The organism is Rhodococcus sp. SGAir0479 (assembly GCF_005484805.1).
In the GTDB taxonomy this organism is placed as follows: Bacteria; Actinomycetota; Actinomycetes; order Mycobacteriales; family Mycobacteriaceae; genus Prescottella.
In genome coordinates, this window is sequence record NZ_CP039432.1 from 73,287 (window position 1) to 97,614 (window position 24,328).

The window sequence follows — 24,328 nt, forward strand, 5'->3', positions numbered from 1 at the left end:
CGCTAGGGCAGCTGCGCCATTCCGTAGACGTGGGCGGCCGGGACCCGCAGGACGACGCGCTGCTCGTCGACCATCGCGCGGCGGAAGTCCTCCCAGTCCTCGTGCTCGCGTCCGGTGGCGGCGCGGTAGACCGCGACGAGCTCGTCGACGGTCGCGTCGTGCGGGTCCGCGGCGACGGGGGACAGTTCCGCCTCGCCCTCGAGTACCGCATAACTCCAGAAGTCCGGGGCGCTCACGTGCAACGACACCCGCGGGTCGCGCCCCGCGTTGCGGGTCTTCGCGCGTCCGGCGGTCACGGACAGCCGAGCGGTGCGCGTGTCCGGGTCCCACGCGTACACCACGTTCGACAGCTGCGGCCGGCCGTCGCGTTTGAGCGTCGCCAGCACCGCCTTGTTCTGGGCGGCAACGATTTCGAGAAGGGCGCGGTCGGCGTCGGCATCGGTGGCCATGGCAGCTGCAACGGCGTCGTTCGCGATCTTGTTCCCGGGATCAGTAGATTCACCCTCCATGCCAGCCCGTCGCGCCGTCGATCCCGCCGAACTCCGCAGCGCCCTCCTGGCGGTGGGGCCGTGGCTGCGGGGCGAGGACGAGGCGAAGCCGGCGCGCGCCGCCCTCGCGGCCGCGGTCCGGCTCAGCGCCCGCACACTCGAGCAGATCGCGCCCGGTTCGAGCGTGGAGGTGCGGGTGCCGCCGTTCGTGGCCGTGCAGTGCATCGAGGGCCCGCGGCACACCCGCGGCACCCCGCCGAACGTCGTCGAGACCGACGCGCGGACCTGGCTGCTCCTGGCGACCGGGCGCCTCGAATTCGATGCCGCGGTGTCCTCGGGATCGTTGACGGCGTCGGGCAGCCGAGCAGGGGAGATCGGGCACTGGCTGCCGCTGCTGCGGTTGTGACGGCCGTCGCAGCAGAGTGATCCGGAACACCGACACTCGATCGATGTGATCACGGTAGTTAGAATGGGGCACGCCCCCCGCACCGAATCCCCTTAGGGAGCGCCTGCCGTGACTCGTGCCGAACTGTCGGTCAACAGTCGAAACCTTCTCGCTACGACCGCACCGGACGAGGACGAGAACGAACCCCGTGAGGAGTGCGGCGTCTTCGGCGTCTGGGCTCCGGGTGAGGATGTCGCCAAGCTCACCTACTACGGGCTCTACGCCCTCCAGCACCGCGGCCAGGAGGCCGCCGGTATCGCCGTCGCCGACGGCGCGCAGGTGCTGGTCTTCAAGGACCTCGGCCTCGTCAGTCAAGTGTTCGACGAGCAGACGCTCGGGGCGATGCCCGGTCACGTCGCCGTCGGGCACTGCCGTTACTCCACCACGGGCTCGACCACGTGGGAGAACGCGCAGCCGATCTTCCGCACCACCGCCGCCGGTTCCGGTGTCGCGTTGGGCCACAACGGCAATCTGGTCAACACCGCCGAGCTCGCGCAGCGGGCCCGCGAGGCCGGCCTCATCAACGACAAGCGGCCCGGCGCGGCCACGTCGGATTCCGACGTGGTCGGTGCGCTGTTGGCTCACGCTGCCGCGGACAGCACGCTCGAGCAGGCCGCGATGACGCTGCTGCCGACGCTGCGCGGCGCGTTCTGCCTCACCTTCATGGACGAGCACACGCTGTACGCGGCGCGCGATCCGCACGGCATCCGTCCCCTGTGCCTGGGCCGGCTGGACCGTGGGTGGGTGGTCGCGAGCGAGACCGCCGCACTCGACATCGTCGGCGCGTCGTTCGTGCGCGAGATCGAGCCCGGTGAGCTCCTGGCGATCGACGCGGACGGCGTCCGCTCGTCGCGCTTCGCGAACCCCGAGCCCAAGGGCTGCGTCTTCGAGTACGTGTACCTGGCCCGCCCCGACAGCGTGATCGCCGGGCGATCGGTGCACTCGACGCGCGTCGACATCGGGCGTCGCCTTGCTCAGGAGCACCCGGCCGAGGGCGACCTGGTGATCCCGGTGCCGGAGTCCGGCACCCCCGCCGCGGTCGGCTACGCGCAGGGCTCGGGCATTCCGTACGGCCAGGGTCTGATGAAGAACGCCTACGTCGGCCGCACCTTCATCCAGCCGTCGCAGACCATCCGCCAGCTCGGCATCCGGCTCAAGCTCAACCCCCTCAAGGAAGTCATCCGCGGGAAGCGTCTCGTCGTCGTCGACGACTCGATCGTGCGCGGCAACACTCAGCGCGCGCTGATCCGGATGCTGCGTGAGGCGGGCGCGCTCGAGATCCACGTGCGGATCGCGTCGCCGCCGGTCAAGTGGCCGTGCTTCTACGGCATCGACTTCGCCTCGCCCGCCGAACTCATCGCCAACGGTGCCGAGGGCAGCGGCGTGAACGACACGTTCGACGAGATGCTCGAAGGGGTGCGCCGGTCCATCGGCGCCGACTCCCTGGGGTACATCTCGATCGACGGCATGGTCGCCGCGACCGAGCAGCCCGACACGCGCCTGTGCAAGGCGTGCTTCGACGGCACCTACCCGATCGCCCTGCCGAACGAGGGCATGGGCAAGAACGTCCTCGAGGGGATGCTCGAATCCGCGGCCGGGTTGCCGCTCACACACGACAACGACAACGCGGACGCGCTGTCCCGCCCCTAGAAACCCAGGACGCTACCGGTGCGCCGCGGGCGCTCCGGTAGCGTAAGGGCGCAATCGAGGTGATTGCGCCTGTACACGTATGCCCGACGCGGCCGCGCCGACGTCGACATTCACCGAGATCAAGGCTGGAGCCAGAACCGATGACCGAGGACAGTACCCGCACGCAGGGCGCTTCGTACGCCGCCGCCGGAGTGGACATCGAAGCGGGCGACCGGGCGGTCGAACTGTTCGCCCCCCTCGCGAAGAAGGCCAGCCGCCCCGAGGTCATGGGCGGGCTCGGCGGGTTCGCCGGCCTGTTCTCGCTCAAGGGTGACTACAAGGAGCCGCTGCTGGCGGCCTCCACCGACGGTGTCGGTACCAAGCTGGCCGTCGCGCAGGCGATGGACAAGCACGACACGGTCGGCCTCGATCTCGTCGCGATGGTCGTCGACGACCTCGTCGTGTGCGGCGCCGAGCCGCTGTTCCTGCAGGACTACATCGCCGTCGGCCGCGTCGTGCCCGAGCGTGTCGCCGAGATCGTCGGGGGCATCGCGGAGGGCTGCATCCAGGCCGGCTGCGCGTTGCTGGGCGGCGAGACGGCCGAGCACCCGGGCGTCATGGCGGACGGTGACTACGACCTGTCCGCGACCGGCATCGGTGTCGTGGAGGCCGACGCGGTGCTGGGCCCCGACCGCGTCCGCCCCGGCGACGTGGTGATCGGCATGGGTGCCTCGGGTCTGCACTCCAACGGCTACTCGCTGGCCCGCAAGGTGCTCCTGGAGATCGACCGCATGTCGCTGACCGGTCACGTCGACGAGTTCGGCCGCACCCTCGGCGAGGAGCTCCTCGAGCCCACCAAGATCTACGCCAAGGACTGCCTGGCACTCGCTGCCGAGACCGACGTGCGCACCTTCTGCCACGTCACCGGTGGCGGCCTGGCCAACAACCTCGCCCGCGTGATGCCCAAGGGTCTCGTCGCCGAGCTGGACCGCGGCACGTGGAGCCCGGCGCCGGTGTTCACGATGATCGCGCAGCGTGGTCGCGTCGAGCGCGCCGAGATGGAGCAGACCTTCAACATGGGCGTCGGCATGGTCGCGATCGTCGCACCCGAGGACGTCGACCGTGCGCTGGCGGTCCTCACGGCCCGCCACATCGACTGCTGGACGCTCGGCAGCATCAAGAAGGCGTCCGACGTGGACGCCGCCCGCGCCGTCCTGCTGGGTGACCACCCGCGCTTCTGACACCCCCGGCGCCCGCAGCGCCCACACGCAGCGCACGTCCCCGGAACCTGGAAAGGATCCGGGGACGTGCGCTTCTGCGTGGAGTCGTGCGGAGTCGAATCAGGTCACGTCGCCGAGTCGACCGCGACGAAGTCGGCTGCCGCGGAGTCGAACCCGAATGCCACGAATGAGGGGGAGCCCGTTACGGCTCCCCCTCGATCGCGTTATTTCAGACGTATCTGTTCGACGCTCAGCGACGCCAGTCTTCGTAGTCGTCTTCCTCCCAGCGGGAGCGACTGTCTGGGTCGGCGCGCTGATCCGCGAGGACGCCGTTTCGCGACGAGTTGCCCGAGAGCTCTCGTTGCAAGCTGTCGAAATCCGTGGACGGAGAGCTGTATTTGAGCTCCCGTGCAACCTTGGTCTGCTTTGCCTTAGCCCGGCCGCGGCCCATGGCTGACCCCCTCGCGCTTTCGCGGGGCGGCCTGGGGAATTTGGCGGCCCCGCGTTGAGTGTTGAATGTTTTCCTGCCCAACACTCTAGCGTGGAAAACTCGCTTCCGCCTCCAGGTCCCACCCTCGGCGCTGTCTGTTATGTCTCACAGCACCCGTGAACTGGTCGGATGCCCGTTTTCTGCAGGCTAGAACACACCGGGAACGGCGCGTACGGTGCCCACCCGGGCCCCGCCGCCGAGTACCGGCTGCGACGCCAACTCGGCGTGGTCCTCCGACCAGCTCACCCCGAGCCGGTGCAGGACCGCAGCGGCCAGCGGCAGCCGTGCCCGTTCGTGGCCGTCGTCGATCTTGAACGCGAACGCGGTGCCGTCGGGGAGCGCGCCGGCGTGGACGCCGTCGGCGCCGGCCTTGCACAGCAGTCCCGGCACGGCCGGCATCAGCCGTGCGTCGTCGCGCCCGGAACCGGAGATCACGTACGGGTGCGCCCGGATCGCGTCGGCGACGGCCCGTTCGGGGCTCCCGGGGGCGGCGGTGACGAGCCGGGAGAAACCGCGGGCGAGGTTGGTGAGCGAGACCGGGATGATCGGCAGCCCGCACCCGTCGATGCCGAGTTCGGTCTCGGGTTCACCGCTGATCTCGGTGACCGTGTCGACCACCGCCCGCTGCAGCGGGTGAGTGGGGTCGAGGTACGAGTCCGGCTTCCAGTCGTTGGCGGCGCACGCGGCCAGCATCGCGGCGTGCTTGCCCGAGCAGTTCATGTACACGGTCCGCGGCGGGGCGCCCGCGGCGACGACCGCGGCCCGTGCATGCTCGTTCGCGGGCAGGTCCGGCGGGCACTGCAACCGGGTCTCGTCGAATCCGGATCGGGCGAGCAGTCGCTCGACGAGCGCGACATGCGCGGGTTCGCCCTCGTGCGAGGCCGACGCGATGGCCAGCTCCTCGGCGGACTCGGGCACGAAGCCGCTGCGCAGGAGGGCCACCGCCTGCATCGGCTTGTTGGTCGAGCGGGGGTAGATGGGGGTGTGGACCTCGCCGAGCTCGACCGCCGTCGTCCCGTCCGGGGCCAGCACGACCAGGGAGCCGCGGTGCACGCACTCCCGGAACCCGGATCGGACGACCTCCACCAGTTCGACGCTCACGTCGGCACCTGCTCTTCCAGTCGGTTCAGGAACTTCCGCACCCGGGCCTGCGCGTCGCGCGCGAGGTCGGGCTGGCCGGCCAGCAGCGCGCGCAGCCGGCCGGGGTGCGCGCCGGTGAACACGTCCCGGACGGTCACACCGTGCGCGGGGACCGTGAGGAGCTCCACCGGATCCCCGGCCTGCAGGTGTCCGGGCACGAGCACACGCAGGTACGCGCCGACGTCGGCGCGCGCGGTGAAGCGCTTGACCCACTGCGGCTCGCCGGACCAGTGCGCGAACGTCCCGCACGGCACCCGCGGTTCGGTGACCTCGAGCTCGGTGGTCCCGATCCGCCACCGGGTGCCGATCACGGCATCGGTCGTCGCCACGCCGGACACCCGGAGGTTCTCGCCGAACCAGCCGACAGGCAGTTCCCGGCCCAGCTCGTCCGCCCAGCGGCGGGCCTCCGCGGCGGAGTACGCGTAGACGGCCTTGTCGCGCCCGCCGTGGAACTTGGTGTCGCAGACGTGGTCGCCCGTGAGGCCCGCGGTCTCGACGCGGACCGGGCCGGTGACGGGACGCTTGTCGATCGCGGTACGCGGCGCCCGCCTGCTGGGCGTGTCGCGCTCGGCGAACACGACACACACCGCCTCGACGCGGGCCGTCACCCGCGGCCGCGCAACCGGTCGACGGCGGCCCGGCCGGCCTGGATCTCGTCCTGCGCGGGGACCGAGTCCTCGTCGATGGATGCCGCGCACGGCCCGGCGACCAGCGCCGTCGCCGTCGGCACGGTCCGCTTGACCAGCGCGAGCGCGATGGGCCCCCACTCGAAGTGATCGACGACGGTGCCCAGACGCCCGACGGTGCGGCCGTCCGCGGTGACCGCTTCGCCCACGTCGGGCCGGCCCTCCGCGGAACCGTCGAGGTGCAGCATCACCAGGTGCCGGGGCGGCTTGCCGAGGTTGTGCACGCGCGCGACGGTCTCCTGGCCGCGGTAGCAGCCCTTGTCGAGGTGCACCGCACCGTGCTCGGCGGGCCCGCCGATCCAGCCGGCCTCGTGCGGAATCGTGCGGTCGTCGGTGTCCAGGCCGATCCGCGGCCGCCACGCGGCCACGCGCAGGGCCTCGAACGCCCACGACCCCGCCGGGCGCGCACCCGCGTCGGTGAGCGTGCCCCACCACCGCACCAGGTCGGTGCGCGGCACCAGGAGGTCGAAGGCCTCGTCGGTGGGCCACGGCATCCGGCGCAGGAACCCGCCGCCCGCCAGCGGCACGGCCCGGTAGACGTCGGGCATCTCGCTCACGCCCAACGCCGCGAGCACCGCGGGTGAGGCCGTGTCGGGGCCCAGCAGGCTCAGCACCGCCATCTCGTTGCCGTCGCGGGGTTCGGCCTTGGCCCAGAACACCATCTTCTGCAGGAAGCTCAGGAGCGCGGGGCCGCGGGCGGCCTCGGTGTCGATCCACGTGACCCCGTCGATGTCGGTCTGGATCCAGTGGTGCTCCACCCGCCCGTTGACGTCCAGGCTCAGGTTCTCGGCGCTCGACCGGTCGGGCAGGGCGGCGACGTGCTGGCTCGAGATGGTGTGCAGCCACGTCAGCCGCTCCTCGCCCGAGAGCGCGATGACGAACCGGTCGGAGCGGTCGACGACGGCGACCGCGCGGACGGCGGCGCGTTGCTCGGCGAAGGGATCGCCGTAGTGCCAGGCGACGCCGGTGTCGGGCGAACCTTCCGGTGGCGGCACGGCGCCGGGGGTGGACAGCAGTGGACTGGGTGCAACGAGCGGGGAGTCGGCCACGGCACCATTCTAGGAGCGCGAACCGGACGGGCGGTGGGACGGCGTTCGGGGCGGACGGACGGCGACCGGGCTCTCGCTAGGGTGGACGTATGGCTGATCAGGTGCTGGTGACGCTGGACGGGCAGGTGCGCGACGTCGACGAGCCGCTGCTGCACGTGGACGATCTCGCCGTGGTTCGCGGCGACGGAGTCTTCGAGACGCTGCTGGTGCGCGACGGCCGGGCCTGCAAGCTCGTGCTGCACCTGGATCGGCTGGAGGCGTCGGCGTCGGCGCTGGAGCTGCCGTGGCCCGGGCGTGGGCTGTGGACCCGGGCGGTCGAGGCGGCGGCGCGTGAATGGGGCAACGACCGCGAGGGCTGGATGCGCCTGGTGCTCAGCCGCGGGCGCGAGGCCGGCGGCCCGCCGACGGCGTTCGTGACCGTCGGACCCGTCGGTGAACGCGTGCTGCGCGCAAGGCGGGACGGGGTCTCGGTCGTCACGCTGGCGCGGGGCTTCTCGGTGGATCTGGCGGCGACCGCGCCGTGGCAGCTGGCCGGCGCGAAGACGCTGTCGTACGCGACCAACATGGCGGCGCTGCGGCACGCGCAGGCGCGGGGCGCGGACGACGTCATCTTCACCAGCAGCGAGGGGCGTGTTCTCGAGGGCCCGCGGGCGACGGTGGTGATCGCGCGGGGTAAGACCTTGATCACTCCGCCGCCCGAGCAGAGCATCCTCGCCGGGACCACCCAGAAGGCGCTGTTCGAGGTCGCGGAGACCAAGGGCTACCAGTGCGAGTACGCCCCCCTGTTTCCCTCCGATCTCATTGTGTCGGAGGGGGTTTGGTTGATCTCCAGCGTCACGTTGGCGGCGCGGGTGCACACCCTCGACGGACTGGCGCTGCCGCCCTCGCCGGCGGCCGAGGACGTCGCCTCGATGGTCGAGACGGCCGTCGAGACGGTCGGGGTCGACTGACCGCTGCTGGATTACCGCCGGGCGGTCTACTACATTCCGTCGTAGCAAACTACTGCGGGGATGTTCGACCAGCAGTACTTTGTGAACAGGGATCGGGCGGACGCCCACGCCTCGAACCCGAAGCCTGTCCTAGGGGCCGAGTTTTCGGAGTAGCCATGGATGTCTTGGACGTCTCCCGGTGGCAGTTCGGAATCACCACCGTCTACCACTTCATCTTCGTTCCGCTCACGATCGGTCTGGCCCCGCTGGTCGCGATCATGCAGACCATGTGGGTGATCACCAAGAAGGATCACTGGTACCGCCTCACCAAGTTCTTCGGCAAGTTCTTCCTCATCAACTTCGCGCTGGGCGTCGCTACCGGCATCGTGCAGGAGTTCCAGTTCGGCATGAACTGGAGTGAGTACTCCCGCTTCGTCGGTGACGTCTTCGGCGCCCCGCTCGCCCTCGAGGGCCTCGTCGCGTTCTTCCTGGAGTCGACGTTCCTGGGTCTGTGGATCTTCGGTTGGGGCAGGCTGCCCAAACTCGTTCATCTGGCGACGATCTGGCTGGCCGCGGTGGGCGTCAACGCGTCGGCGTTCTTCATCATCGCCGCCAACTCGTTCATGCAGCACCCCGTCGGCGCCCGGTTCAATCCCGAGAACGGGCGGGCCGAACTCGAGAGCATCTGGGCTCTGCTGGGCAACAACACCGCGTGGGCGGCGTTCCCGCACGCGGTCGCCGGTGCCTTCCTCACCGCGGCCACCTTCGTGGCCGGCATCGCCGGTTGGTGGATGGTCCGCAACATGCGCAAGGCCAAGACGGCCGCTCCCGAGGACGCCGAGGCGCTCGTGAGCGACGCACGCGGAATGTTCCGCCCCGCCGCGCGCATGGCCATGCTCGTGACGATCATCGCCGGTATCGCCGTCATCTACACCGGTGACGTCCAGGGCAAGCTGATGTTCCAGCAGCAGCCCATGAAGATGGCGTCCGCGGAGTCGTTGTGCGAGACGGAGACCGACCCGGACTTCTCGGTCCTCACCGTGGGCACGCACAACAACTGCGACAGCGTCACGCACGTCATCAAGGTGCCGTGGGTGCTGCCGTGGCTCGCCGAGGGCAAGGTCTCCGGTGTCACCCTGCAGGGCGTGAAGGATCTGCAGGTGCAGGCCGAGCAGCAGTTCGGTCCGGGTAACTACCGTCCCAACCTGTTCGTCACCTACTGGTCCTTCCGCGCGATGATCGGCCTCGGTGTCGGCTCGGCCGCGCTGGCCCTGGCCGGCCTGTGGGTCACCCGCAAGGGGCGGGTGCCGGACCAGAACTGGTTCAAGTGGTTGTCGCTGATAGCGATTCCGACACCGTTCCTCGCCAACAGCGCCGGCTGGATCTTCACGGAGATGGGCCGTCAGCCGTGGGTGGTGCATCCCAACCCGACCGGTGTCGATCTCATCCGGCTCTCCGTCGACCAGGGCGTCTCCGACCACCCGACCGCGCTGGTGGTCGCCTCCCTGACCGTCTTCACGCTGTTGTACGGCGCGCTCGGCGTGGTGTGGTTCTACCTGATCCGGCGGTACGCGATCGCGGGGCCGTCCCCGCACGACATGCACCCGCCGGGCGAGGGTCCGAAGAAGGGCGAACCGGATGAACCGGGCGCCGACGAGCAACTGTCGTTCGCGTACTAGGAGACCGTCATGGGTTTGCAGGAATTCTGGTTCATCCTCATCGCGGTGCTCTTCGTCGGGTACTTCGTGCTCGAAGGATTCGACTACGGCGTCGGCATGCTCCTGCCGACGCTCGGCAACACCGAGGTCCGGCGGCGCGTCGTCATCAACACCATCGGACCGGTCTGGGACGGCAACGAGGTGTGGTTGATCGTGGGCGGCGGCGCGTTGTTCGCGGCCTTCCCGGACTGGTACGCGACGCTGTTCTCGGGCTTCTACATACCGCTGCTGTTGATTTTGGTCGCACTCATCCTGCGCATCTGCGCCATCGAGTGGCGCGGCAAGATCGACGACGACAAGTGGCGATGGCGGGCCGACCTCGGCATCATGATCGGCTCGTGGGTGCCGGCCGTGCTGTGGGGTGTGGCGTTCGCGAACATCGTCCGCGGTGTCGCGATCAACGCCGACAAGAAGGTGACGTCCGGGTTCTTCGATCTGCTCAATCCGTATGCGCTGCTGGGTGGTATCACCACCGGACTGGTGTTCGCGTTGCACGGCGCGGTGTTCGTCGCGCTCAAGACCGCCGACGACGTGCGCCTGGACGCCGCCGAACTGGCGAAGAAGCTCGCGATTCCGACGGTGCCGATCGCCGGTGGCTTCGCACTGTGGACCCAGCTGGCGTACGGCAAGGGCTGGACGTGGCTGCTCGTGGCGGTCGCGGCAGTGGCGGTGATCGCGGTGGTGCTGCTGACCCGGTTGGAGCGGGAGGGCTGGGCGTTCGTGTTCACCACGATTGCGATCGTCGCGTCGGTCGTGCTGTTGTTCGCGTCGTTGTACCCGAACGTCATGCCGTCGACCATCAGTGACGCGTACAGCCTCACGATCGAGAACGCGTCGTCGAGCCCGTACACCCTCAAGGTGATGAGCTGGGCCGCAGTGGTTCTCGTGCCCATCGTGTTGGTCTACCAGGGCTGGACCTACTGGGTGTTCAGCAAGCGGATCTCGACGAAGAACATTCCGCCGTCGATCGGCCTGCCCACCAAGCTCGGATGAGTATCGCAACCGGCCGCCCCGCCCGGTCTCGACGACGGGCGGGGCGGCGTGCGGAGGGGGCCCGCGGGCCCGTCGATCCCCGGCTGTGGAAATACTCGGCGTCCGCGCGCGGGTACCTGATCCTCACGGTCGTGCTCTCGGCGGTGAACGTCGCGATGGTGATCGTATCGGCGGTACTGATCGGCACGATCCTCGCCGGCGTCATCACCTCCGACCGCCGGAGCCTCGCGGACTGGCGGACCGATCTCGCATGGCTGGCGGTGGCGGTGGCGGTGCGGGCCGTCGCGGCGTGGTTGCACGCCCGGTACGCCCACCGCGCCGCCAACCGGGTGGTCTCCGAACTGGAACTCGAAGTGTTGCAGGCGGCGGTGCGCATGCCGCCGCGCGCCCTCGACCCGCGCCGCGACGAGATCGCGACGGTGATCACCCGCGGCGTCCGCGCGCTCGCGCCGTACCTGACCGGCTATCTGCCGGCGCTCGTCCTGGCGGCGACGCTCACGCCCGCGACGTTCGTGGTGATCCTGCTCCAGGACGTGACGGCCGCGATGATCGTGGTGGTGACGCTGCCGCTCATCCCGGTGTTCATGATCCTCATCGGACTGCTGACGAAGGGGAAGTCGGAGCGCACCCTCGCCGCGCTCACCCGCCTGACCGGACAACTCCTCGATCTCATCGCCGGACTGCCGACGCTGCGCGCGCTGGGGCGCGAGCACGGTCCGGCCGCACGCGTCCGCGAACTCGGTGACGCACACCGGAAGACGACGATGTCGTCGCTGCGGGTGGCGTTCCTGTCGTCGATGGTGCTCGAGATGCTCGCGACACTGTCGGTGGCGCTCATCGCCGTGAGCATCGGCCTGCGGTTGGTGTTCGGCAACATGGGACTCGAGGCCGGCATCGTGGCGCTGATCCTCGCGCCCGAGGTGTACCTGCCGCTGCGCATGGTCGGAACCCAGTTCCACGCCGCCGAGGACGGTCTCGCGGCGGCCACCAAGGCGTTCGGTGTCCTCGACGAGGCGCCGCGCCGGCAGGAGCCCGGGAAGACGGTGGTGGAGGCGGACGGTGCCGTCCTCGAACTCGCCGCCGTGAGCGTGCGGTCCCGATCCGGTGCGGCGCCCTACCGGCTCGATGCGACGTGTCCGCCCGGCCGGGTGACGGTGTTGACGGGCCCCAACGGATCCGGCAAGTCCACCGCACTGCAGACCGTTCTGGGCCTCACGACGCCGGACGACGGGTGCGTGCGGGTGGGCGGTGTCGACGTCGCCGGCCTCGACGCCGCGGGCTGGTGGGCGCAGATCGCCTGGCTGCCGCAACATCCGGTGCTCGTCCCCGGCACGCTCGCGGAGAACCTCGCACTCGTCGGCGACGTAGAGCTCGGCTCCGAGCGGGTCCGGCAGGCATGCCGGGCAACCGGATTCGACACCGTGCTGCAGGAAGTGCCGCACGGTTGGGACACCGTCGTCGGGGCCGGGGGACTGGGCCTCTCGCTCGGTCAGCGTCAGCGCCTCGCGCTCACCCGACTGCTGGTCTCGCCCCGGCCGGTGATGCTGCTCGACGAGCCGACCGCGCACCTCGACGACGCCACCGAGCGGACGGTGCTGGCGTCGTTGCGCGCACTGGCCGCCGCCGGACGGACCGTCGTCGTCGTGGGCCACCGGCCGACGGTGCTCGCGGCCGGTGACGACGTCGTCGAGGTCGAGGCCCGACAGGATCGAGGCACCCGGTGAATCGTGAACTGCTGCAGGCCGTCCGCCTGCTGGATCTGCAACCGCGCCGCGTGCTCGCGGCCGTCGCCGCGGGGGTGGCGACGCTGGGCAGCGCGCTCGCGCTCGCGGCGCTGTCGGCCTGGCTCATCACCCGGGCGTGGCAGATGCCACCGGTGCTCGACCTGTCGGTCGCGGTGGTCGCGGTGCGGGCCCTCGGCATCGCGCGCGGCGTGTTCCGGTACCTCGAGCGGCTGGCCACGCACGACACCGCGCTGCGCGGCACCACGTCCGCCCGGACGATGATCTACCGGCGCCTGGCCGACGGCGATCCGGCGGCCGCGGCGGGGCTGCGACGCGGGGACCTGCTGGCGCGCACCGGCGCCGACGTCGACGCGCTCGGCGACGTCGTGGTGCGGGCGCTGATCCCCATCGCCGTGGCCGCGGTCATGGCCGTCGCCGCGGTCGGTCTGCTCGCGCTCATCTCCCCGGCCGGTGCGCTCGTCCTCGCGGTGGCCCTCGCAGTGTCCGGGGTGTTCGCACCGTGGTTGTCGGCGCGTGCTGCCCGGATGGCGGAATCGGAGAGTGCCTCCGCGACGGCGCTCTTCAGCGAGACCGCGGTGACCGCGCTCGATCACGCCGCCGAACTGCGCGTGGCCGGTCGGCTCGACGACGTCCTCGGTGGCGCGGAGCAGGCGAACCACGACGCCGTCCGCGCCACCGACCGCGCGTCGGTGCCGGCCGCGTTCGCGGCTGCCGCGACACCGCTGGCGATCGGCGTGAGTGTCCTCGGCGCGCTGCTCATCGGCATCACGCTGTACGGGCCGGACGGCGGCGCCCCCGGCGCGATGACCCCGATGTCGCTGGCGATCCTCGTACTGGTGCCGCTGGCCGCCTTCGAGGCCACGGGTGTACTGCCGGCGGCCGCCGTCGCTCTCACGCGCGCCCGGATCGCCGCCGGACGGATCCTCGCGCTCGTCGACCGGGCGGGGGACCCACGCCCGGACGGCACCGAGGTTCCGGCCGGCCCGGGGCATGTCGTGGCACGCGAGCTGCGCTGCGGGTGGCCGGGCAGCGAGCGCGTGACAGCGCCATTCGACCTCGACATCGCGCCGGGCGCCCGGTTCGCGATCGTCGGCCCCAGCGGCGCCGGGAAGACGACGTTGCTGATGACCGTCGCCGGGCTGTTGCCGCCGGTGAGCGGTGCCGTCACGTCCGACGGGGTGCCGCTCGACCGGTACCGGTCCGACGACCTCCGTCGACAGATCGGGTTCTTCGCCGAGGACGCCCACGTGTTCGACACGTCGGTCCTCGAGAACCTGCGTGTGGCCCGCGGTGATCTCACCGAGGAGGCGGCGCTCGACGCGTTGGGCGCCGTCGGCCTGGGGGAGTGGGTGGCGCAACTGCCGCGCGGCGTGCACACGACGCTGGGCGGCGGGGCGCGGGCCGTCTCGGGCGGACAGCGCCGACGGCTGCTGCTCGCGCGGGCGCTCGTCTCACCGGCCCGGGTGCTGCTGCTCGACGAGCCGACCGAGCACCTGGACGCCGCCGACGGGGCCGCGATCCTGCGCGCGCTGCTCGACCGGGCCGCCGGGCTCGTCGACGCCGACCGGACCGTCGTACTCGTCACGCACCAGCTGCCGGCCGATGCGCCCGCGGATCGAGTCGTCACCGTGGGCGCCGCCGACGGACTCCCGGTTCCGCATCTGCGCGAGAGCGCCGGGTCCGCGCGCGCCTGACCTCCCGCGTGTCGGGTATCCGACGCCGATTCATCGCTGGAACACGTTCTCGTTAACATCCTGGTCCGGTCGCGTGTCGCCGCCCCGTGCCGACGTGTCCGCGATAAACCGACCCTGACCTCGTGCTCGAAATCTTGGACGAGCGTCCGAAAGTGTGCCTATCATGTGATTCGGTTCACCCGTTGGGTGAACATCGGGTCCTTTCGGGCGCCCGCATTGCAACAGGTTCTACCTCGCCGTCCCCAGGATTGAAGGAGCTTGTCCATGTCTCGAGCTGTCAGCCGCCGCCTCGCGGCCTCCGTCGCGGCCGCGGCCGTCGTCGCCGGCGGCACCGTCTTCGGTGTCGGAGCGGGTGCAGGGGTTGCTTCCGCAGCCGAGTGCGGAACCTCTGCGACGAAGGTCCAGTACGGCGACGCCCAGATCGTCGGCATCCAGCTGACCAAGGTGGTCGTCGGTGACGGGACCGTGGCCCCCGGCGGCACGGTGACCTACAAGACCACCGTGTCCCGGGCGAAGGGCGTACCGCCCCTGCTGCGATCGGTGGCGGACTTCTACCCGGCCGGCTTCACGCTCGTATCCGCGAAGCTCAACGGCAAACCCGTCACGGCTTCCGTGGACACGAACGTCGGGAAGGCCTCCTACCAGGGCGGCGGTTGGCTGATCAACGCCGGAAACACCGTCACCTACGAGACGACCTACACCGTTCCGGAAGACGCGCAGGTGGGAGCTGTCCTGGACAGCGGCGCCTCGATGACTCCGGATCTGTGGGGAGAGCAGAAGTGGAACCCTATCGGCGTGTGTGTGACGGTTCGCGGCAAGAACGCCGGAGAAACGGTCAGCGGCAGCCTCGACGGCGCAGGGCTCGGGTCCTCGGGCCCGATCGCCGGCGGATCCGCCGGCTCGGCGATCCTCAACGACCCCGCGGGCTTCATCGCCGACATCATCGGCAACGTGCTGTCGAACGGCAGCTGACCGGTTCCGACGGGAACTCACGGCACGCTTCGGAGGCGTCGGCGTGCCGTGAGTTCCCGTTCGGCTGCCCGTCCGTTCGCGACGTGAAGCACCTCACCGAAAAATCCGTTGCCGAGCCCCGCGGAACGGGCGTACCTTCGTCGGTACACGAGGAAGGAGGTGGTCTGAAGTTGTATGACATACGGACGCGTGAGGTGGCTGTCAGCTAGCCACGTTGCACGGGTTCACTGACCGCAACGCGGCTGGCGAATCCAAGGCAGCTACCCGACCCCCGGCCCTTCCGGTCCCGTCCAGACCGGAATCCACGAAGACGAAGCCCCGGCTCCGTCTCGTGGGCGGGCCGGGGGTCGCTGCTGTTTCAGGGGGCGACGAGTTTCAGGGAACTACGAGTGGACTGGCACTCGGCCGGTGCGGCGCGCTGGTCGCTCAGCCGATGTAGCGCTGCAGACGCGCCGAGAACCGGGGCTCGAGCGGGCCGTCGGCGACGATGCGTTCCTCGACGTACGCCAGGTCGCCGTCCTCGACGATGCCGTAGAGCCGCTTGGCTCCACCGATCAGTTCGCCGGACTGGCTGCGGATCACCACGTCGGTGGCGAGCTCCCACGACGACTGCGTGAGCGCCTGGCCGTAGAACAGTTCGACGACACCCGACGAGTGCGTGAGCAGGAGTTCGACGACCTCTTCGTTGGTGCTGCCGGGGATACCGTCACCGGCGACGCGCCAATACCCGCTCTCGCGATGATCGGGGCCGACGTACCCGCCCTCGTCGTCGAGGCGCCACGAACGGGCCTCCCACGTGAGGTAGTTGCCGCCGTCGTGGGACACCACGATCTGCTGGCCGAACGCGTAGTCGCCGGTCTCCGGATCGCGTCCCTCGCCCTCGCCGCGCCAGACGCCGACGAGGGGCAGGAGGGCGAGCATGCCGGGATGCAGATCCGGCCCGAGCCGCAGATTCGCGGTGTCCTCGGGCAGCGGGAGATCGGGCAGGGTCGGAATGTTGCGTCCCGCCGTTTCCTTCGCGCGCTCTACCGCGCCTGCAACCGCCCGGTCGCCGCTGCCGCGGGCAACGTGCGACTCGGTGTCGTCAGGCTGCGCGTTCGAGCCCGCGTCCGGATCCTGATTCACGGCTTGTCGGTGACCAGCCGGTACACGACATACAGCGAGAACCAGGTGATCAGGATGGCGGCAAGGACCAGGAGAACCTCGAAGAAGATGACCACGGGCTCATCTTAGACCGCGCCCCCGCAGCGCTCGAAATCGGACGGGCGTCGAAGCGTGTGAACTGTTCCACTCGAATCCCCCTCCGCGCCCGTTTTGCGGGAGTACGGTGCTCCCGGATCGCGAACGGGAACGGGTCAGCCACGCCTGCGAAGGTACGAACGGTCGGAGGGGTCGATGGGGCGTCGGGTGGTCGCGTCCGCGGTCGCGCTGGTCACGGCGGTGACGTCGTGGGCCGGCGGCGGCGTCGCGGCGGCGGAGGGTGCGGCGGGATCGGCGGATGCCGGTTCCACGGAGCGCGCGCCGATCGTGGATCCGAACAACCACGGGGCCGGCTGTCCCGACATCCTCGTGGTGGCGGCGTCGGGTGCGGGGGATTCGACGGCCGACCGGGACCCGTTCGACGACAAGGACCGGGTGCCGTGGGCCAACTGGCTGGGCCGGGTCACCGTCCCGTTCGGTGAGGTCAGCCGCGAGCAACCGGGCGAGGTCGGCTGGACGTACGTGCCGTACCCGGCGACGTTCGGGCTGGGAGTGTTCGCGGACGTGCCGACGTACCAGGACTCGGTGGCGACCGGCGTGGCCTCGCTGAACCGGATCCTGGACGAGAAGAAGGCGCAGTGCGGCGACGCCACCCGGTTCGTCCTGCTCGGCTACAGCGTGGGCGCGGAGATCACCGAGCGGGTCGCCCGCGACATCGGCCGTCGCGCCGAGACCGCGGCCGTCACCGCCGCCGACGTCGCCGGGGTCGCCCTGGTCGGCGATCCCTACCGGCCGGCCGGCACCCCGTCGCTCGGCGAGCCGGGGCCTGCCGGGGGCGGGTTCATGTCGTCCGAGCCGGCCGACTACGGGGCGCTGGAGGGCAGAATCCTCTACGCGTGCCGGCCGATGGACATCTCGTGCGACGCGCCACCGGACATCGCGCTGCTGGAACTGGCACTCGGGGTGCTGGGGCAGATGCGGTTCACGATCGCGAACCCGGTGCAAACGTTCGCCGACTTCGGTCGCGTCGCCTCGCAGATGTCGGCGCGCGCCATCGCCCACATCGTCACCCGCGAGGACTGGTTCACGTCGGACGAATCGCTGCTCGACGTCCTGCGCACCGTCGCCGACCAGACGTACCGCGACGACGCAGCGGCCCGCGACGCGACGCCCGAACGTGTTGCGGCCGTGCGCGAGTGGGCTCTCGGCGCGGGTGCCGACGTCGTGCGGGCCAAGCTGGCCGCGGAGGGCGCCGGTTTCGTCGACGACAATCGCGGCATCGTGGACCTGGTCCTGAAGCCGTACCTCGTGCTGGGGCCGTTGCAGCATGTTCTCTACTGGGAATTCGACGCGAACGATCCGTGGCGCTGGGACAGCGAACGGGTGGCCGACTGGATCGGGGAGGTGGCCGCCGCGGAGCGGGCGCGCGGCGCGGATCCCGCGGCGCCGCACACCTTCTGATGCGACGAGGGCGCCACCCCGGGTAGGAGTGGCGCCCTCGGTGTGTCGTCGGTCCGGCGGCGAACCTACTTCGCGACCGTCACGTCGACGGCGTACACGCCGGCGCTGTCCGGGTTGACCGTCACGTCGCCGTTGCCGGTGCTCGACAGGGCCCGGACCTTCCACGTGCCCGGCGCGGCGAAGAAGCGGAAGTCGCCGGTCGCCGAGGCGACGACCTCGGCCGTGAACTCGTCGGTGTCGTCGAGGAGGCGGACGAACGCGCCGCCGACCGGCTGGCCGTCAGCGGCCAGGACGCGGCCGGTGATGACGGTCTCCTTCTCGACGTTCACGCCCGCGGGCAGGGTCTGGGTCTGAACAGGTGCTCCGCACATTTCCTTATGCTCCCAACTCGATAGGTGCGCCGACCAGCGAGCCGTACTCGACCCAGCTGCCGTCGTAGTTCTTCACGTTCTGCTTGCCGAGGATCTCCTGCAGTACGAACCACGTGTGGCTCGACCGCTCGCCGATGCGGCAGTAGGCGATGGTCTCCTTGGAGTCGTCGAAGCCCTTGTCCGCGTACAGCTTCGCGAGAGCCTCGTCCGACTTGAAGGTGCCGTCCTCGTTCGCGGTGGTGCTCCACGGGATGTTGACGGCGCCCGGGACGTGGCCGCGCTGCTGCGCCTGCTCCTGCGGCAGGTGCGCCGGAGCGAGGATCTTGCCCGAGTACTCGTCGGGGGAGCGGACGTCGACCAGGTTCGCCGAACCGATGGCGGCGATGACGTCGTCACGGAAGGCGCGGATCGAGGTGTCGGGCGCGGCGGCCTTGTACTCGGTGGCCGGGCGGGTGACGGTCTCCTTCGACAGCGGACGCCCGTCGAGCTCCCACTTCTTGCGGCCGCCGTCGATGAGCTTGACGTCCTGGTGGCCGTACAGCTTGAAGTACCAGTACGCGTAGGCGGCGAACCAGTTGTTGTTGCCTCCGTACAGGACCACGGTGTCGTCGTTGGCGACACCCTTGGCGGACAGCAACTTCGAGAACTGCTCCTGGTTCAGGAAGTCGCGGCGGACGCCGTCCTGCAGGTCCTTGCGCCAGTCGAGCTTGATCGCGCCCTCGATGTGGCCGCCGTCGTACGCGGCGGTGTCCTCGTCGACCTCGATGAAGACGGTCTTGGGGGCGTCGAGGTTCTGCTCGGCCCAGTCTGCGGAGACCAGGACGTCGGAGCGGGCCATGGATGGTCCTTTCGAGTTCGATACAGCGAGTGAGGAATTCGTGACGAGATTGCGCGAGTGTGAGACTCGTGCGGAAGGGGAGCGGTCGGCGATCAGGCCGGGTGCGGTGCCCCGGCGCCGCGCATTCGGGCGACGAGGGGATAGAGCTGGCAGCCGAGGCAGATTCCGAAAGCGGCGTTGAGCAGCGCGGCGAACAACGCGAAACCGGTTGCGATCCCACCGATCAGGCCTGCGCCGGCCAGGAACGCGACGGTGCCGACGACAGCGAACACCAGCCCGACCAGTTGCGCGAACCGCAATGGTGCGACGGGCTCGCGTTCGACCGTCGGGCCCAGGCGCGGCGCGACGAGCCGCGCGAACACTCGCCCGTAGGGGCTGCGTCGGGGTCCGGCGGCGGCGCCGATCGCGAAGACGACGGCCTGCGCGGCCAGCAGCAGCCCCGCCGCGACGGTCGAGAACGTGGAGACGAGCAGGACGACGACGAGGACGGCGGTGGTGATCCAGGCGGCGAAGCGTGGGCCGCGGACGTCGACCTGCTGGGCCTGAGGTGAGGGTGCGGACATCGGGATGTGCTCCTGCGGGTTTCCGAGTGCTGACGAGCAGACGCGTGGGTGGAGTTTTCGATTCCACCGATCACGGACGGCGCCGGTCAGCGAGGGGAACGCTGCGTACGGGTGAGAAGAATCGACCGTCTACGTGATCAACAGCAGGGACAGCAACAACCACCGAGGCGGCACAGATCGACTGCGCGGCGTCGGGTGAGCATCAGCTCGTGGTTGGCGTACACGTGGTGCAGCGTACCCAATTTTTCAGGAATTGGAACGCCCGCCCGCGACGAGCGGGGCGAGCGCGGACTCCAGCTCCGCTGCCGACGGCACCCCGGAGATGCGGAATCGTTCCACCAGAGCGCCGTCGAGAATGAACGTCGTCGGTAGCGACAGGACACCGAGTGTCCTTGCGAGGGTGGGGTGTCGGTCGATGTCGAGCTCCACCTCGGTGGCGGCCGGCGCGTCGGCGGCAGCGGCGTCGAGCTTCTCCAGGACCTGTCCGATCACCCGACGCACCGCCGCGCACGGGCCGCACCAGTCGGCCGAGAAGTGCAGCACGATCGGTCGTCCGGTCGCGGTCACCCCGGCGTCCGCGAGGTGCGCCAGTCGTTCACCACCGGCGTCGGTGCCCTCGGCGGTCGGCGCACTCTCGCGGACGCGGCCCTCCCGGCTGCGCAGCGCGAGCCCGACGGCCAGCGTCACGAGGACCGCGACGACGAGGATCACCAGTGCGGTCACAGCGTCGCCTGCAGCTCGTCGAGGTCGACCACGACGTTGTCGCCGGAGCCCTCGATGACGATGTGCGAACCCTCCGCGTAGACGTCGGTGGGCATGATGCCGAACGGCAGCGCCTGCGGGTCGATGGTCTTGGTGAACAGCTCCAGCACCCCCTGGCGCAGCGGGGCGGGGACGGAGAAGTCGCTCTGGCCCTCCGGCCCGTAGTAGAAGTCGGTGGCGACGATGACCAGTTGTTCGCCCCGCAGCACCAGGTCGGCCTGCACACTCACCGATTTCTGCAACGGTCCCACGGGCACCGTGCCGGTGAACACGATGCCGCCGGTGGTCGGGGCACCGGAGCCGCCCGAGCCGCCGGTGCCGTCGGACTTGTCCGCCGGCGGTGCGGAAACCTGCAGGTCCGGGATGCCCAGGAACTTCCCCAGGTCGGTGGCGTCGATCATCATTCGCCCCTCGAGGTGGTCGACCGGGACCTCGGACACCGAGCCGTCGAGGATCGCGGACGCGGGCACCGACACCCCGTTGAGCGTCGCCTCGATCGTGACCTCGCCGAGCATCTCCTTGGGCACCTGGTTGGCCCGGACCTCGACGTCGTCGTACTTGCCGTTCCAGGCCTGGGTGAGGAACGGGAAGCCGTGGATGGTCACCTCGGGATCGGCGGGAAGGCCGCCTCCTTCGCGGAGCGTGCGCGAGACCCGATACTCGGAGTACGCGGCAGCGCCGAAGTCGACGACGACGGCGAGTCCGACGAGGCACACCAGTCCGATGATCAGTTTCCGCACCACACCATTCTTACCGGCCCCGCTGGGTACCGGTGCGAGGGTAGGGTGCGAACTCGCGCTAATCTGGGCGCGAAATAGAACGTCGGTCCACTCGGTGTCGGCTCTCGCCGGCATTCGCGGCGCAAGAGAGGGAGGTTGAGTGGAGCTACTGCTTCTGACCTCCGACCCCAATCCGGAGACGGTGCTGCCTTCCCTGGCGCTGTTGTCGCATACCGTGCGGCCCTCCCCGACGGAGGTGTCGTCCCTGCTCGAGGCCGGCGCTGCGGACGTCGCGCTCGTCGATGCCCGCACCGATCTGGCCGCCGCCCGCGGACTGTGCCGGTTGCTGGGCAGCACGGGTTCCGCGGTGCCCGTGGTCGCGGTACTCACCGAGGGTGGGCTGGTGGCCGTCAATTCCGACTGGGGGCTCGACGACATCCTGCTTCCGACCACCGGTCCGGCCGAGTTGGACGCGCGGCTGCGGTTGCTGGTCGGCCGCAACGGAGGCGCGGCCAGTCCGGAGACGGCCGGAAAGATCACGCTCGGCGAGCTGGTGATCGACGAGGGGACGTACACCGCACGACTGCGGGGTCGTCCCCTCGATCTGACTTACAAGGAATTCGAGCTGCTGAAGTACCTCGCGCAGCACGCCGGACGGGTGTTCACCCGCGCGCAGCTGCTGCAGGAGGTGTGGGGTTACGACTTCTTCGGTGGCACCCGCACGGTCGACGTCCACGTGCGGCGGCTGCGCGCCAAACTCGGCTCGGAATACGAGTCGCTGATCGGGACGGTCCGCAACGTCGGCTACAAGGCGGTGCGCCCGGCCCGCGCATCCGGCCGCTCGGCCGGTGCGGCGGCGGAACCCGACGACGCGGATTCCGACGACCCGGATCTGACCCCTACCAACGGATCGGCGCACTAGATGGACACGCGGCAGCTGGACTGGATCGATTCACCGCCGGCCGAGGAGGTGCGCGCGATGATCGACCGGGCCGCGGTCGAGGACGGCACCGCGCCGGTCTCCGAGCAGACGCTGCACGCGCTCACGGGCGCCGGCGCCCGCCACCTGGTCTCCACCGTGGGCGACACGGTCGTCGGCTACGCCCAGCTCGTGCCGGGGCACGGGGATCACCCGGCGATGGCCGAGGCCGTCGTCGATCCGGCCCACCGCGGAACCGGCATCGGTGGCAGCCTGGTCGCCGAGGCGTTGCGCGCCGGCGGCCCGGACACGCGGGTGTGGGCACACGGCAACCTGCCCGCGGCCGTCGCGGTGGCCCGCCGCCTGGGCCTCACCGCCGCCCGGGAACTGCTGCAGCTGCGCCGCCCGCTCACCGGCCCGGCGTTGCCCGACGTCGTGGTGCCCGACGGCGTCACGCTGCGGACCTACCGCGGACCCGCGGACGACGCCGAACTGCTGCGCGTCAACGCCGCGGCGTTCGCCTGGCACCCCGAGCAGGGCACGTGGACGCAGCACGAGATCGACGAGCGCCGCGCGGAGCCGTGGTTCGATCCCGAGGGACTGTTCCTGGCGTTCCCGTCGCAGGCCTCCGACGCGGATCCGGGCCGCCTGCTCGGATTCCACTGGACCAAGGTGCACGCCCCCGAGAACGGCAACCCCGCCCTCGGTGAGGTGTACGTCGTGGGCATCGACCCCGAGGCGCAGGGGCGAGGGCTGGGGCGCGTGCTGACACTGGCCGGGCTGCACCATCTGCGCGACCGCGGATTGGGCACCGTGCTGCTGTACGTCGAGGGCGACAACGTGGCCGCGCTGCACACGTACGAGCGGCTCGGCTTCGAGCGGTTCCACGTGGATGTCGCGTACGCCGCCGGCTCCTGATCGGTGCCGTACGCCGGGTGTGACGCACACCTCGGCAGATTTCCCGCCGGAGTTCATCTTCCGTTCACCGAACCGGGTCCAGTTGGCTACCGAGCGCCCCTAACTTTCTGGCGTGGGTGGCACGGAGCCGCCCGGTGCGGCCTGTACTGGCCGCGTCCCATGCGCCCGACCACGGGCGAGACGCTAGAACAGCGGAGGACCCAGGGTGAACCTCAAGCGAAACGGCGCACTGCTCGGAGTGGTTGCCGTCGGTGCCGTCACGGCCATGTCGTTGACGGCGTGCGGCAGCGACAACAACGCCGCGTCGTCCACCGTCGACACGTCGGCCTCGACCGCGCTGTGCGACGGGAACGACAAGCTGTCCGGTGCCGGTTCGTCCGCACAGAAGAACGCCATGGACGAGTTCACCTCCACCTACATCGCCGCCTGCCAGCAGAAGGGCAAGAGCGTCAACGTCGCGTACAACCCGAGCGGCTCCGGTGACGGCCGCACGCAGTTCATCGCGAAGATGATCGACTTCGCCGGTTCCGACTCGGCGATCAAGGGCGAGCAGGCCGAGCAGGCCAAGCAGCGCTGCCAGGGCAACGACGCGTGGAACCTGCCGCTCGTGTTCGGTCCGGTCGCGCTCGCCTACAACCTCGACGGCGTCGACGACCTCGTGCTCGACGGCGCGACCACCGCCAAGATCTTCAACGGCGGCATCACCGAGTGGAACGACCCGGCCATCGCCGCACTCAACCCGGGCAAGGACCTGCCCGACGACAAGATTAACCCGATCGTGCGCTCGGACTCCTCCGGCACCAGCGACAACTTCCAGCAGTACCTCGAGGCGTCGTCGAACGGTGCCTGGACGCAGGGCGCCGGCTCGGACTTCAAGGGTGGAGTCGGTGAGGGCGCCAAGGGCTCGGCCGGTGTCGCGCAGGCCGTCGCCTCCGCTCCGGGCTCGATCACCTACGTCGAGAAGTCGTTCGCGGACCAGCAGAAGTTGCCGGCCGCGCAGATCGACACCGGGTCCGGCCCGGTGAAGCTGTCGCAGGAGACGGCGTCGAAGGCCATTGCGAACGCGTCGTTCAAGGGCTCGGGGACCGGCGACCTGACACTCGACCTGAAGTCGATCTACGGCACCACCGAGGCCGGCTCCTACCCGCTGGTGCTGGCGACCTACGAGATCGTGTGCTCGAAGGGCTACGACGCCGGCACCGCCGCCGCCGTGAAGTCGTTCCTGACCAGCGCCGCGAACGAGGGGCAGCAGACCCTGGCCGAGCAGGGCTACGTGCCGCTGCCGGAGTCGTTCCGCGCCAAGATCAACGAGTCGATCGCCGCCATCGGCTGATCGGAAGCATCCGCCTTCGGACCGCCCATCTATATTCAGACAGAGA

General features: G+C 70.1%; 25 protein-coding genes. 13 read left to right on the plus strand and 12 right to left on the minus strand.

Going from position 1 to position 24,328, the window contains the following annotated elements:
* Nucleotides 1-2: 2 nt before the first annotated feature.
* Nucleotides 3-449 carry a PPOX class F420-dependent oxidoreductase gene (locus E7742_RS00290; protein WP_137800985.1) on the minus strand — a complete coding sequence of 149 codons (447 nt, stop codon included), beginning with the start codon at nucleotides 447-449 and terminating at the stop codon, nucleotides 3-5.
* A gap of 58 nt (nucleotides 450-507) precedes the next feature.
* On the opposite strand from E7742_RS00290, the gene E7742_RS00295 reads away from it, so the two are divergent.
* The 3 genes from E7742_RS00295 to purM all read left to right on the plus strand — a co-directional run bounded on the left by E7742_RS00295 (nucleotide 508) and on the right by purM (nucleotide 3,803).
* A complete protein-coding gene (locus E7742_RS00295; RefSeq protein WP_137797096.1) occupies nucleotides 508-894 on the plus strand; it encodes a sterol carrier family protein in 387 nt (128 codons plus the stop codon).
* A gap of 108 nt (nucleotides 895-1,002) precedes the next feature.
* Nucleotides 1,003-2,583, plus strand: coding sequence for an amidophosphoribosyltransferase (gene purF / locus E7742_RS00300; protein WP_137797097.1), 1,581 nt, complete (start codon nucleotides 1,003-1,005; stop codon nucleotides 2,581-2,583).
* Nucleotides 2,584-2,723: 140 nt separating this feature from the next.
* Nucleotides 2,724-3,803 carry a phosphoribosylformylglycinamidine cyclo-ligase gene (gene purM, locus E7742_RS00305; RefSeq protein ID WP_137797098.1) on the plus strand — a complete coding sequence of 360 codons (1,080 nt, stop codon included), beginning with the start codon at nucleotides 2,724-2,726 and terminating at the stop codon, nucleotides 3,801-3,803.
* Between the two features lie 229 nt (nucleotides 3,804-4,032).
* On the opposite strand, the gene E7742_RS00310 is transcribed toward purM, so the two are convergent.
* The 4 genes from E7742_RS00310 to ygfZ all read right to left on the minus strand — a co-directional run bounded on the left by E7742_RS00310 (nucleotide 4,033) and on the right by ygfZ (nucleotide 7,147).
* On the minus strand, nucleotides 4,033-4,233 hold the full coding sequence (locus tag E7742_RS00310) for a DUF3073 domain-containing protein (protein ID WP_137797099.1): 201 nt from the start codon (nucleotides 4,231-4,233) through the stop codon (nucleotides 4,033-4,035).
* Between the two features lie 186 nt (nucleotides 4,234-4,419).
* Nucleotides 4,420-5,373, minus strand: a complete 954-nt coding sequence (locus tag E7742_RS00315; RefSeq protein WP_137797100.1) for an asparaginase — start codon at nucleotides 5,371-5,373, stop codon at nucleotides 4,420-4,422.
* Entirely contained in the window at nucleotides 5,370-6,020 is a 651-nt protein-coding gene (locus E7742_RS00320) for an MOSC domain-containing protein (RefSeq protein ID WP_137797101.1), read from the minus strand. Before E7742_RS00320 ends, E7742_RS00315 begins: the two co-directional genes overlap by 4 nt.
* Entirely contained in the window at nucleotides 6,017-7,147 is a 1,131-nt protein-coding gene (gene ygfZ, locus E7742_RS00325; protein ID WP_137797102.1) for a CAF17-like 4Fe-4S cluster assembly/insertion protein YgfZ, read from the minus strand. Before ygfZ ends, E7742_RS00320 begins: the two co-directional genes overlap by 4 nt.
* A gap of 89 nt (nucleotides 7,148-7,236) precedes the next feature.
* On the opposite strand from ygfZ, the gene E7742_RS00330 reads away from it, so the two are divergent.
* The 6 genes from E7742_RS00330 to E7742_RS00355 all read left to right on the plus strand — a co-directional run bounded on the left by E7742_RS00330 (nucleotide 7,237) and on the right by E7742_RS00355 (nucleotide 15,198).
* Nucleotides 7,237-8,097 carry an aminodeoxychorismate lyase gene (locus E7742_RS00330; protein ID WP_137797103.1) on the plus strand — a complete coding sequence of 287 codons (861 nt, stop codon included), beginning with the start codon at nucleotides 7,237-7,239 and terminating at the stop codon, nucleotides 8,095-8,097.
* Nucleotides 8,098-8,252: 155 nt separating this feature from the next.
* Nucleotides 8,253-9,755, plus strand: coding sequence for a cytochrome ubiquinol oxidase subunit I (locus E7742_RS00335; RefSeq protein WP_137797104.1), 1,503 nt, complete (start codon nucleotides 8,253-8,255; stop codon nucleotides 9,753-9,755).
* A gap of 9 nt (nucleotides 9,756-9,764) precedes the next feature.
* Entirely contained in the window at nucleotides 9,765-10,787 is a 1,023-nt protein-coding gene (gene cydB, locus E7742_RS00340; protein WP_137797105.1) for a cytochrome d ubiquinol oxidase subunit II, read from the plus strand.
* Entirely contained in the window at nucleotides 10,784-12,511 is a 1,728-nt protein-coding gene (cydD, locus tag E7742_RS00345; protein WP_137797106.1) for a thiol reductant ABC exporter subunit CydD, read from the plus strand. The genes cydB and cydD overlap by 4 nt, the downstream gene beginning before the upstream one ends.
* Nucleotides 12,508-14,226 carry a thiol reductant ABC exporter subunit CydC gene (gene cydC / locus E7742_RS00350; RefSeq protein ID WP_137797107.1) on the plus strand — a complete coding sequence of 573 codons (1,719 nt, stop codon included), beginning with the start codon at nucleotides 12,508-12,510 and terminating at the stop codon, nucleotides 14,224-14,226. Before cydD ends, cydC begins: the two co-directional genes overlap by 4 nt.
* Before the next feature lie 264 nt (nucleotides 14,227-14,490).
* Nucleotides 14,491-15,198, plus strand: a complete 708-nt coding sequence (locus E7742_RS00355; protein WP_137797108.1) for a hypothetical protein — start codon at nucleotides 14,491-14,493, stop codon at nucleotides 15,196-15,198.
* A 426-nt stretch (nucleotides 15,199-15,624) separates the two neighbouring features.
* Here the strand turns inward: E7742_RS00355 and E7742_RS00360 are convergent, their stop codons facing one another.
* On the minus strand, nucleotides 15,625-16,323 hold the full coding sequence (locus E7742_RS00360) for an FABP family protein (RefSeq protein WP_137797109.1): 699 nt from the start codon (nucleotides 16,321-16,323) through the stop codon (nucleotides 15,625-15,627).
* 270 nt (nucleotides 16,324-16,593) lie between these two features.
* Between E7742_RS00360 and E7742_RS00365 the strand changes: the two genes are divergently transcribed.
* Nucleotides 16,594-17,859 (plus strand): cutinase family protein, encoded by a 1,266-nt coding sequence (locus E7742_RS00365; RefSeq protein ID WP_137797110.1) that lies wholly within the window; start codon nucleotides 16,594-16,596, stop codon nucleotides 17,857-17,859.
* 65 nt (nucleotides 17,860-17,924) lie between these two features.
* Here E7742_RS00365 and E7742_RS00370 read toward each other — a convergent pair whose 3' ends face one another.
* The 6 genes from E7742_RS00370 to E7742_RS00390 form a co-directional block, all read right to left on the minus strand.
* Entirely contained in the window at nucleotides 17,925-18,230 is a 306-nt protein-coding gene (locus tag E7742_RS00370; protein ID WP_137797111.1) for a DUF1416 domain-containing protein, read from the minus strand.
* 4 nt (nucleotides 18,231-18,234) lie between these two features.
* The gene (locus E7742_RS00375; protein ID WP_137797112.1) at nucleotides 18,235-19,068 is read right to left on the minus strand and encodes a sulfurtransferase; all 834 of its coding nucleotides are present in this window, start codon (nucleotides 19,066-19,068) and stop codon (nucleotides 18,235-18,237) included.
* A gap of 92 nt (nucleotides 19,069-19,160) precedes the next feature.
* Entirely contained in the window at nucleotides 19,161-19,631 is a 471-nt protein-coding gene (locus E7742_RS00380; RefSeq protein WP_137797113.1) for a DUF4395 domain-containing protein, read from the minus strand.
* Nucleotides 19,632-19,768: 137 nt separating this feature from the next.
* Nucleotides 19,769-19,855, minus strand: coding sequence for a putative leader peptide (locus tag E7742_RS23685; protein WP_350317252.1), 87 nt, complete (start codon nucleotides 19,853-19,855; stop codon nucleotides 19,769-19,771).
* Between the two features lie 22 nt (nucleotides 19,856-19,877).
* The gene (locus E7742_RS00385) at nucleotides 19,878-20,354 is read right to left on the minus strand and encodes a TlpA family protein disulfide reductase (RefSeq protein WP_137797114.1); all 477 of its coding nucleotides are present in this window, start codon (nucleotides 20,352-20,354) and stop codon (nucleotides 19,878-19,880) included.
* Complete coding sequence (locus E7742_RS00390; RefSeq protein WP_175420371.1) at nucleotides 20,351-21,133, minus strand: LmeA family phospholipid-binding protein; 783 nt, start codon at nucleotides 21,131-21,133, stop codon at nucleotides 20,351-20,353. Before E7742_RS00390 ends, E7742_RS00385 begins: the two co-directional genes overlap by 4 nt.
* Before the next feature lie 139 nt (nucleotides 21,134-21,272).
* On the opposite strand from E7742_RS00390, the gene E7742_RS00395 reads away from it, so the two are divergent.
* The 3 genes from E7742_RS00395 (at nucleotide 21,273) to pstS (ending at nucleotide 24,282) form a co-directional block, all read left to right on the plus strand.
* A complete protein-coding gene (locus E7742_RS00395) occupies nucleotides 21,273-22,034 on the plus strand; it encodes a winged helix-turn-helix transcriptional regulator (protein ID WP_137797116.1) in 762 nt (253 codons plus the stop codon).
* Nucleotides 22,035-22,949: a mycothiol synthase gene (mshD, locus tag E7742_RS00400; protein ID WP_137797117.1), complete on the plus strand. Its 915-nt coding sequence runs from the start codon at nucleotides 22,035-22,037 to the stop codon at nucleotides 22,947-22,949. It abuts the gene before it with no gap.
* 205 nt (nucleotides 22,950-23,154) lie between these two features.
* Entirely contained in the window at nucleotides 23,155-24,282 is a 1,128-nt protein-coding gene (gene pstS / locus E7742_RS00405; RefSeq protein ID WP_137797118.1) for a phosphate ABC transporter substrate-binding protein PstS, read from the plus strand.
* Nucleotides 24,283-24,328: the final 46 nt, after the last annotated feature.

What these genes read in the sequence shown, in the direction of transcription:
- E7742_RS00290 (WP_137800985.1), bottom strand. Translation starts at nt 449, where the DNA reads ATGGCCACCGATGCCGACGCCGACCGCGCCCTTCTCGAAATCGTTGCC.
- cydB (WP_137797105.1), top strand. Translation starts at nt 9,765, where the DNA reads ATGGGTTTGCAGGAATTCTGGTTCATCCTCATCGCGGTGCTCTTCGTC.
- purM (WP_137797098.1), top strand. Translation starts at nt 2,724, where the DNA reads ATGACCGAGGACAGTACCCGCACGCAGGGCGCTTCGTACGCCGCCGCC.
- E7742_RS00335 (WP_137797104.1), top strand. Translation starts at nt 8,253, where the DNA reads ATGGATGTCTTGGACGTCTCCCGGTGGCAGTTCGGAATCACCACCGTC.
- E7742_RS00370 (WP_137797111.1), bottom strand. Translation starts at nt 18,230, where the DNA reads ATGTGCGGAGCACCTGTTCAGACCCAGACCCTGCCCGCGGGCGTGAAC.
- E7742_RS00365 (WP_137797110.1), top strand. Translation starts at nt 16,594, where the DNA reads ATGGGGCGTCGGGTGGTCGCGTCCGCGGTCGCGCTGGTCACGGCGGTG.
- cydD (WP_137797106.1), top strand. Translation starts at nt 10,784, where the DNA reads ATGAGTATCGCAACCGGCCGCCCCGCCCGGTCTCGACGACGGGCGGGG.
- E7742_RS00310 (WP_137797099.1), bottom strand. Translation starts at nt 4,233, where the DNA reads ATGGGCCGCGGCCGGGCTAAGGCAAAGCAGACCAAGGTTGCACGGGAG.
- E7742_RS00355 (WP_137797108.1), top strand. Translation starts at nt 14,491, where the DNA reads ATGTCTCGAGCTGTCAGCCGCCGCCTCGCGGCCTCCGTCGCGGCCGCG.
- E7742_RS00380 (WP_137797113.1), bottom strand. Translation starts at nt 19,631, where the DNA reads ATGTCCGCACCCTCACCTCAGGCCCAGCAGGTCGACGTCCGCGGCCCA.
- E7742_RS00330 (WP_137797103.1), top strand. Translation starts at nt 7,237, where the DNA reads ATGGCTGATCAGGTGCTGGTGACGCTGGACGGGCAGGTGCGCGACGTC.
- E7742_RS00375 (WP_137797112.1), bottom strand. Translation starts at nt 19,068, where the DNA reads ATGGCCCGCTCCGACGTCCTGGTCTCCGCAGACTGGGCCGAGCAGAAC.
- mshD (WP_137797117.1), top strand. Translation starts at nt 22,035, where the DNA reads ATGGACACGCGGCAGCTGGACTGGATCGATTCACCGCCGGCCGAGGAG.
- E7742_RS00295 (WP_137797096.1), top strand. Translation starts at nt 508, where the DNA reads ATGCCAGCCCGTCGCGCCGTCGATCCCGCCGAACTCCGCAGCGCCCTC.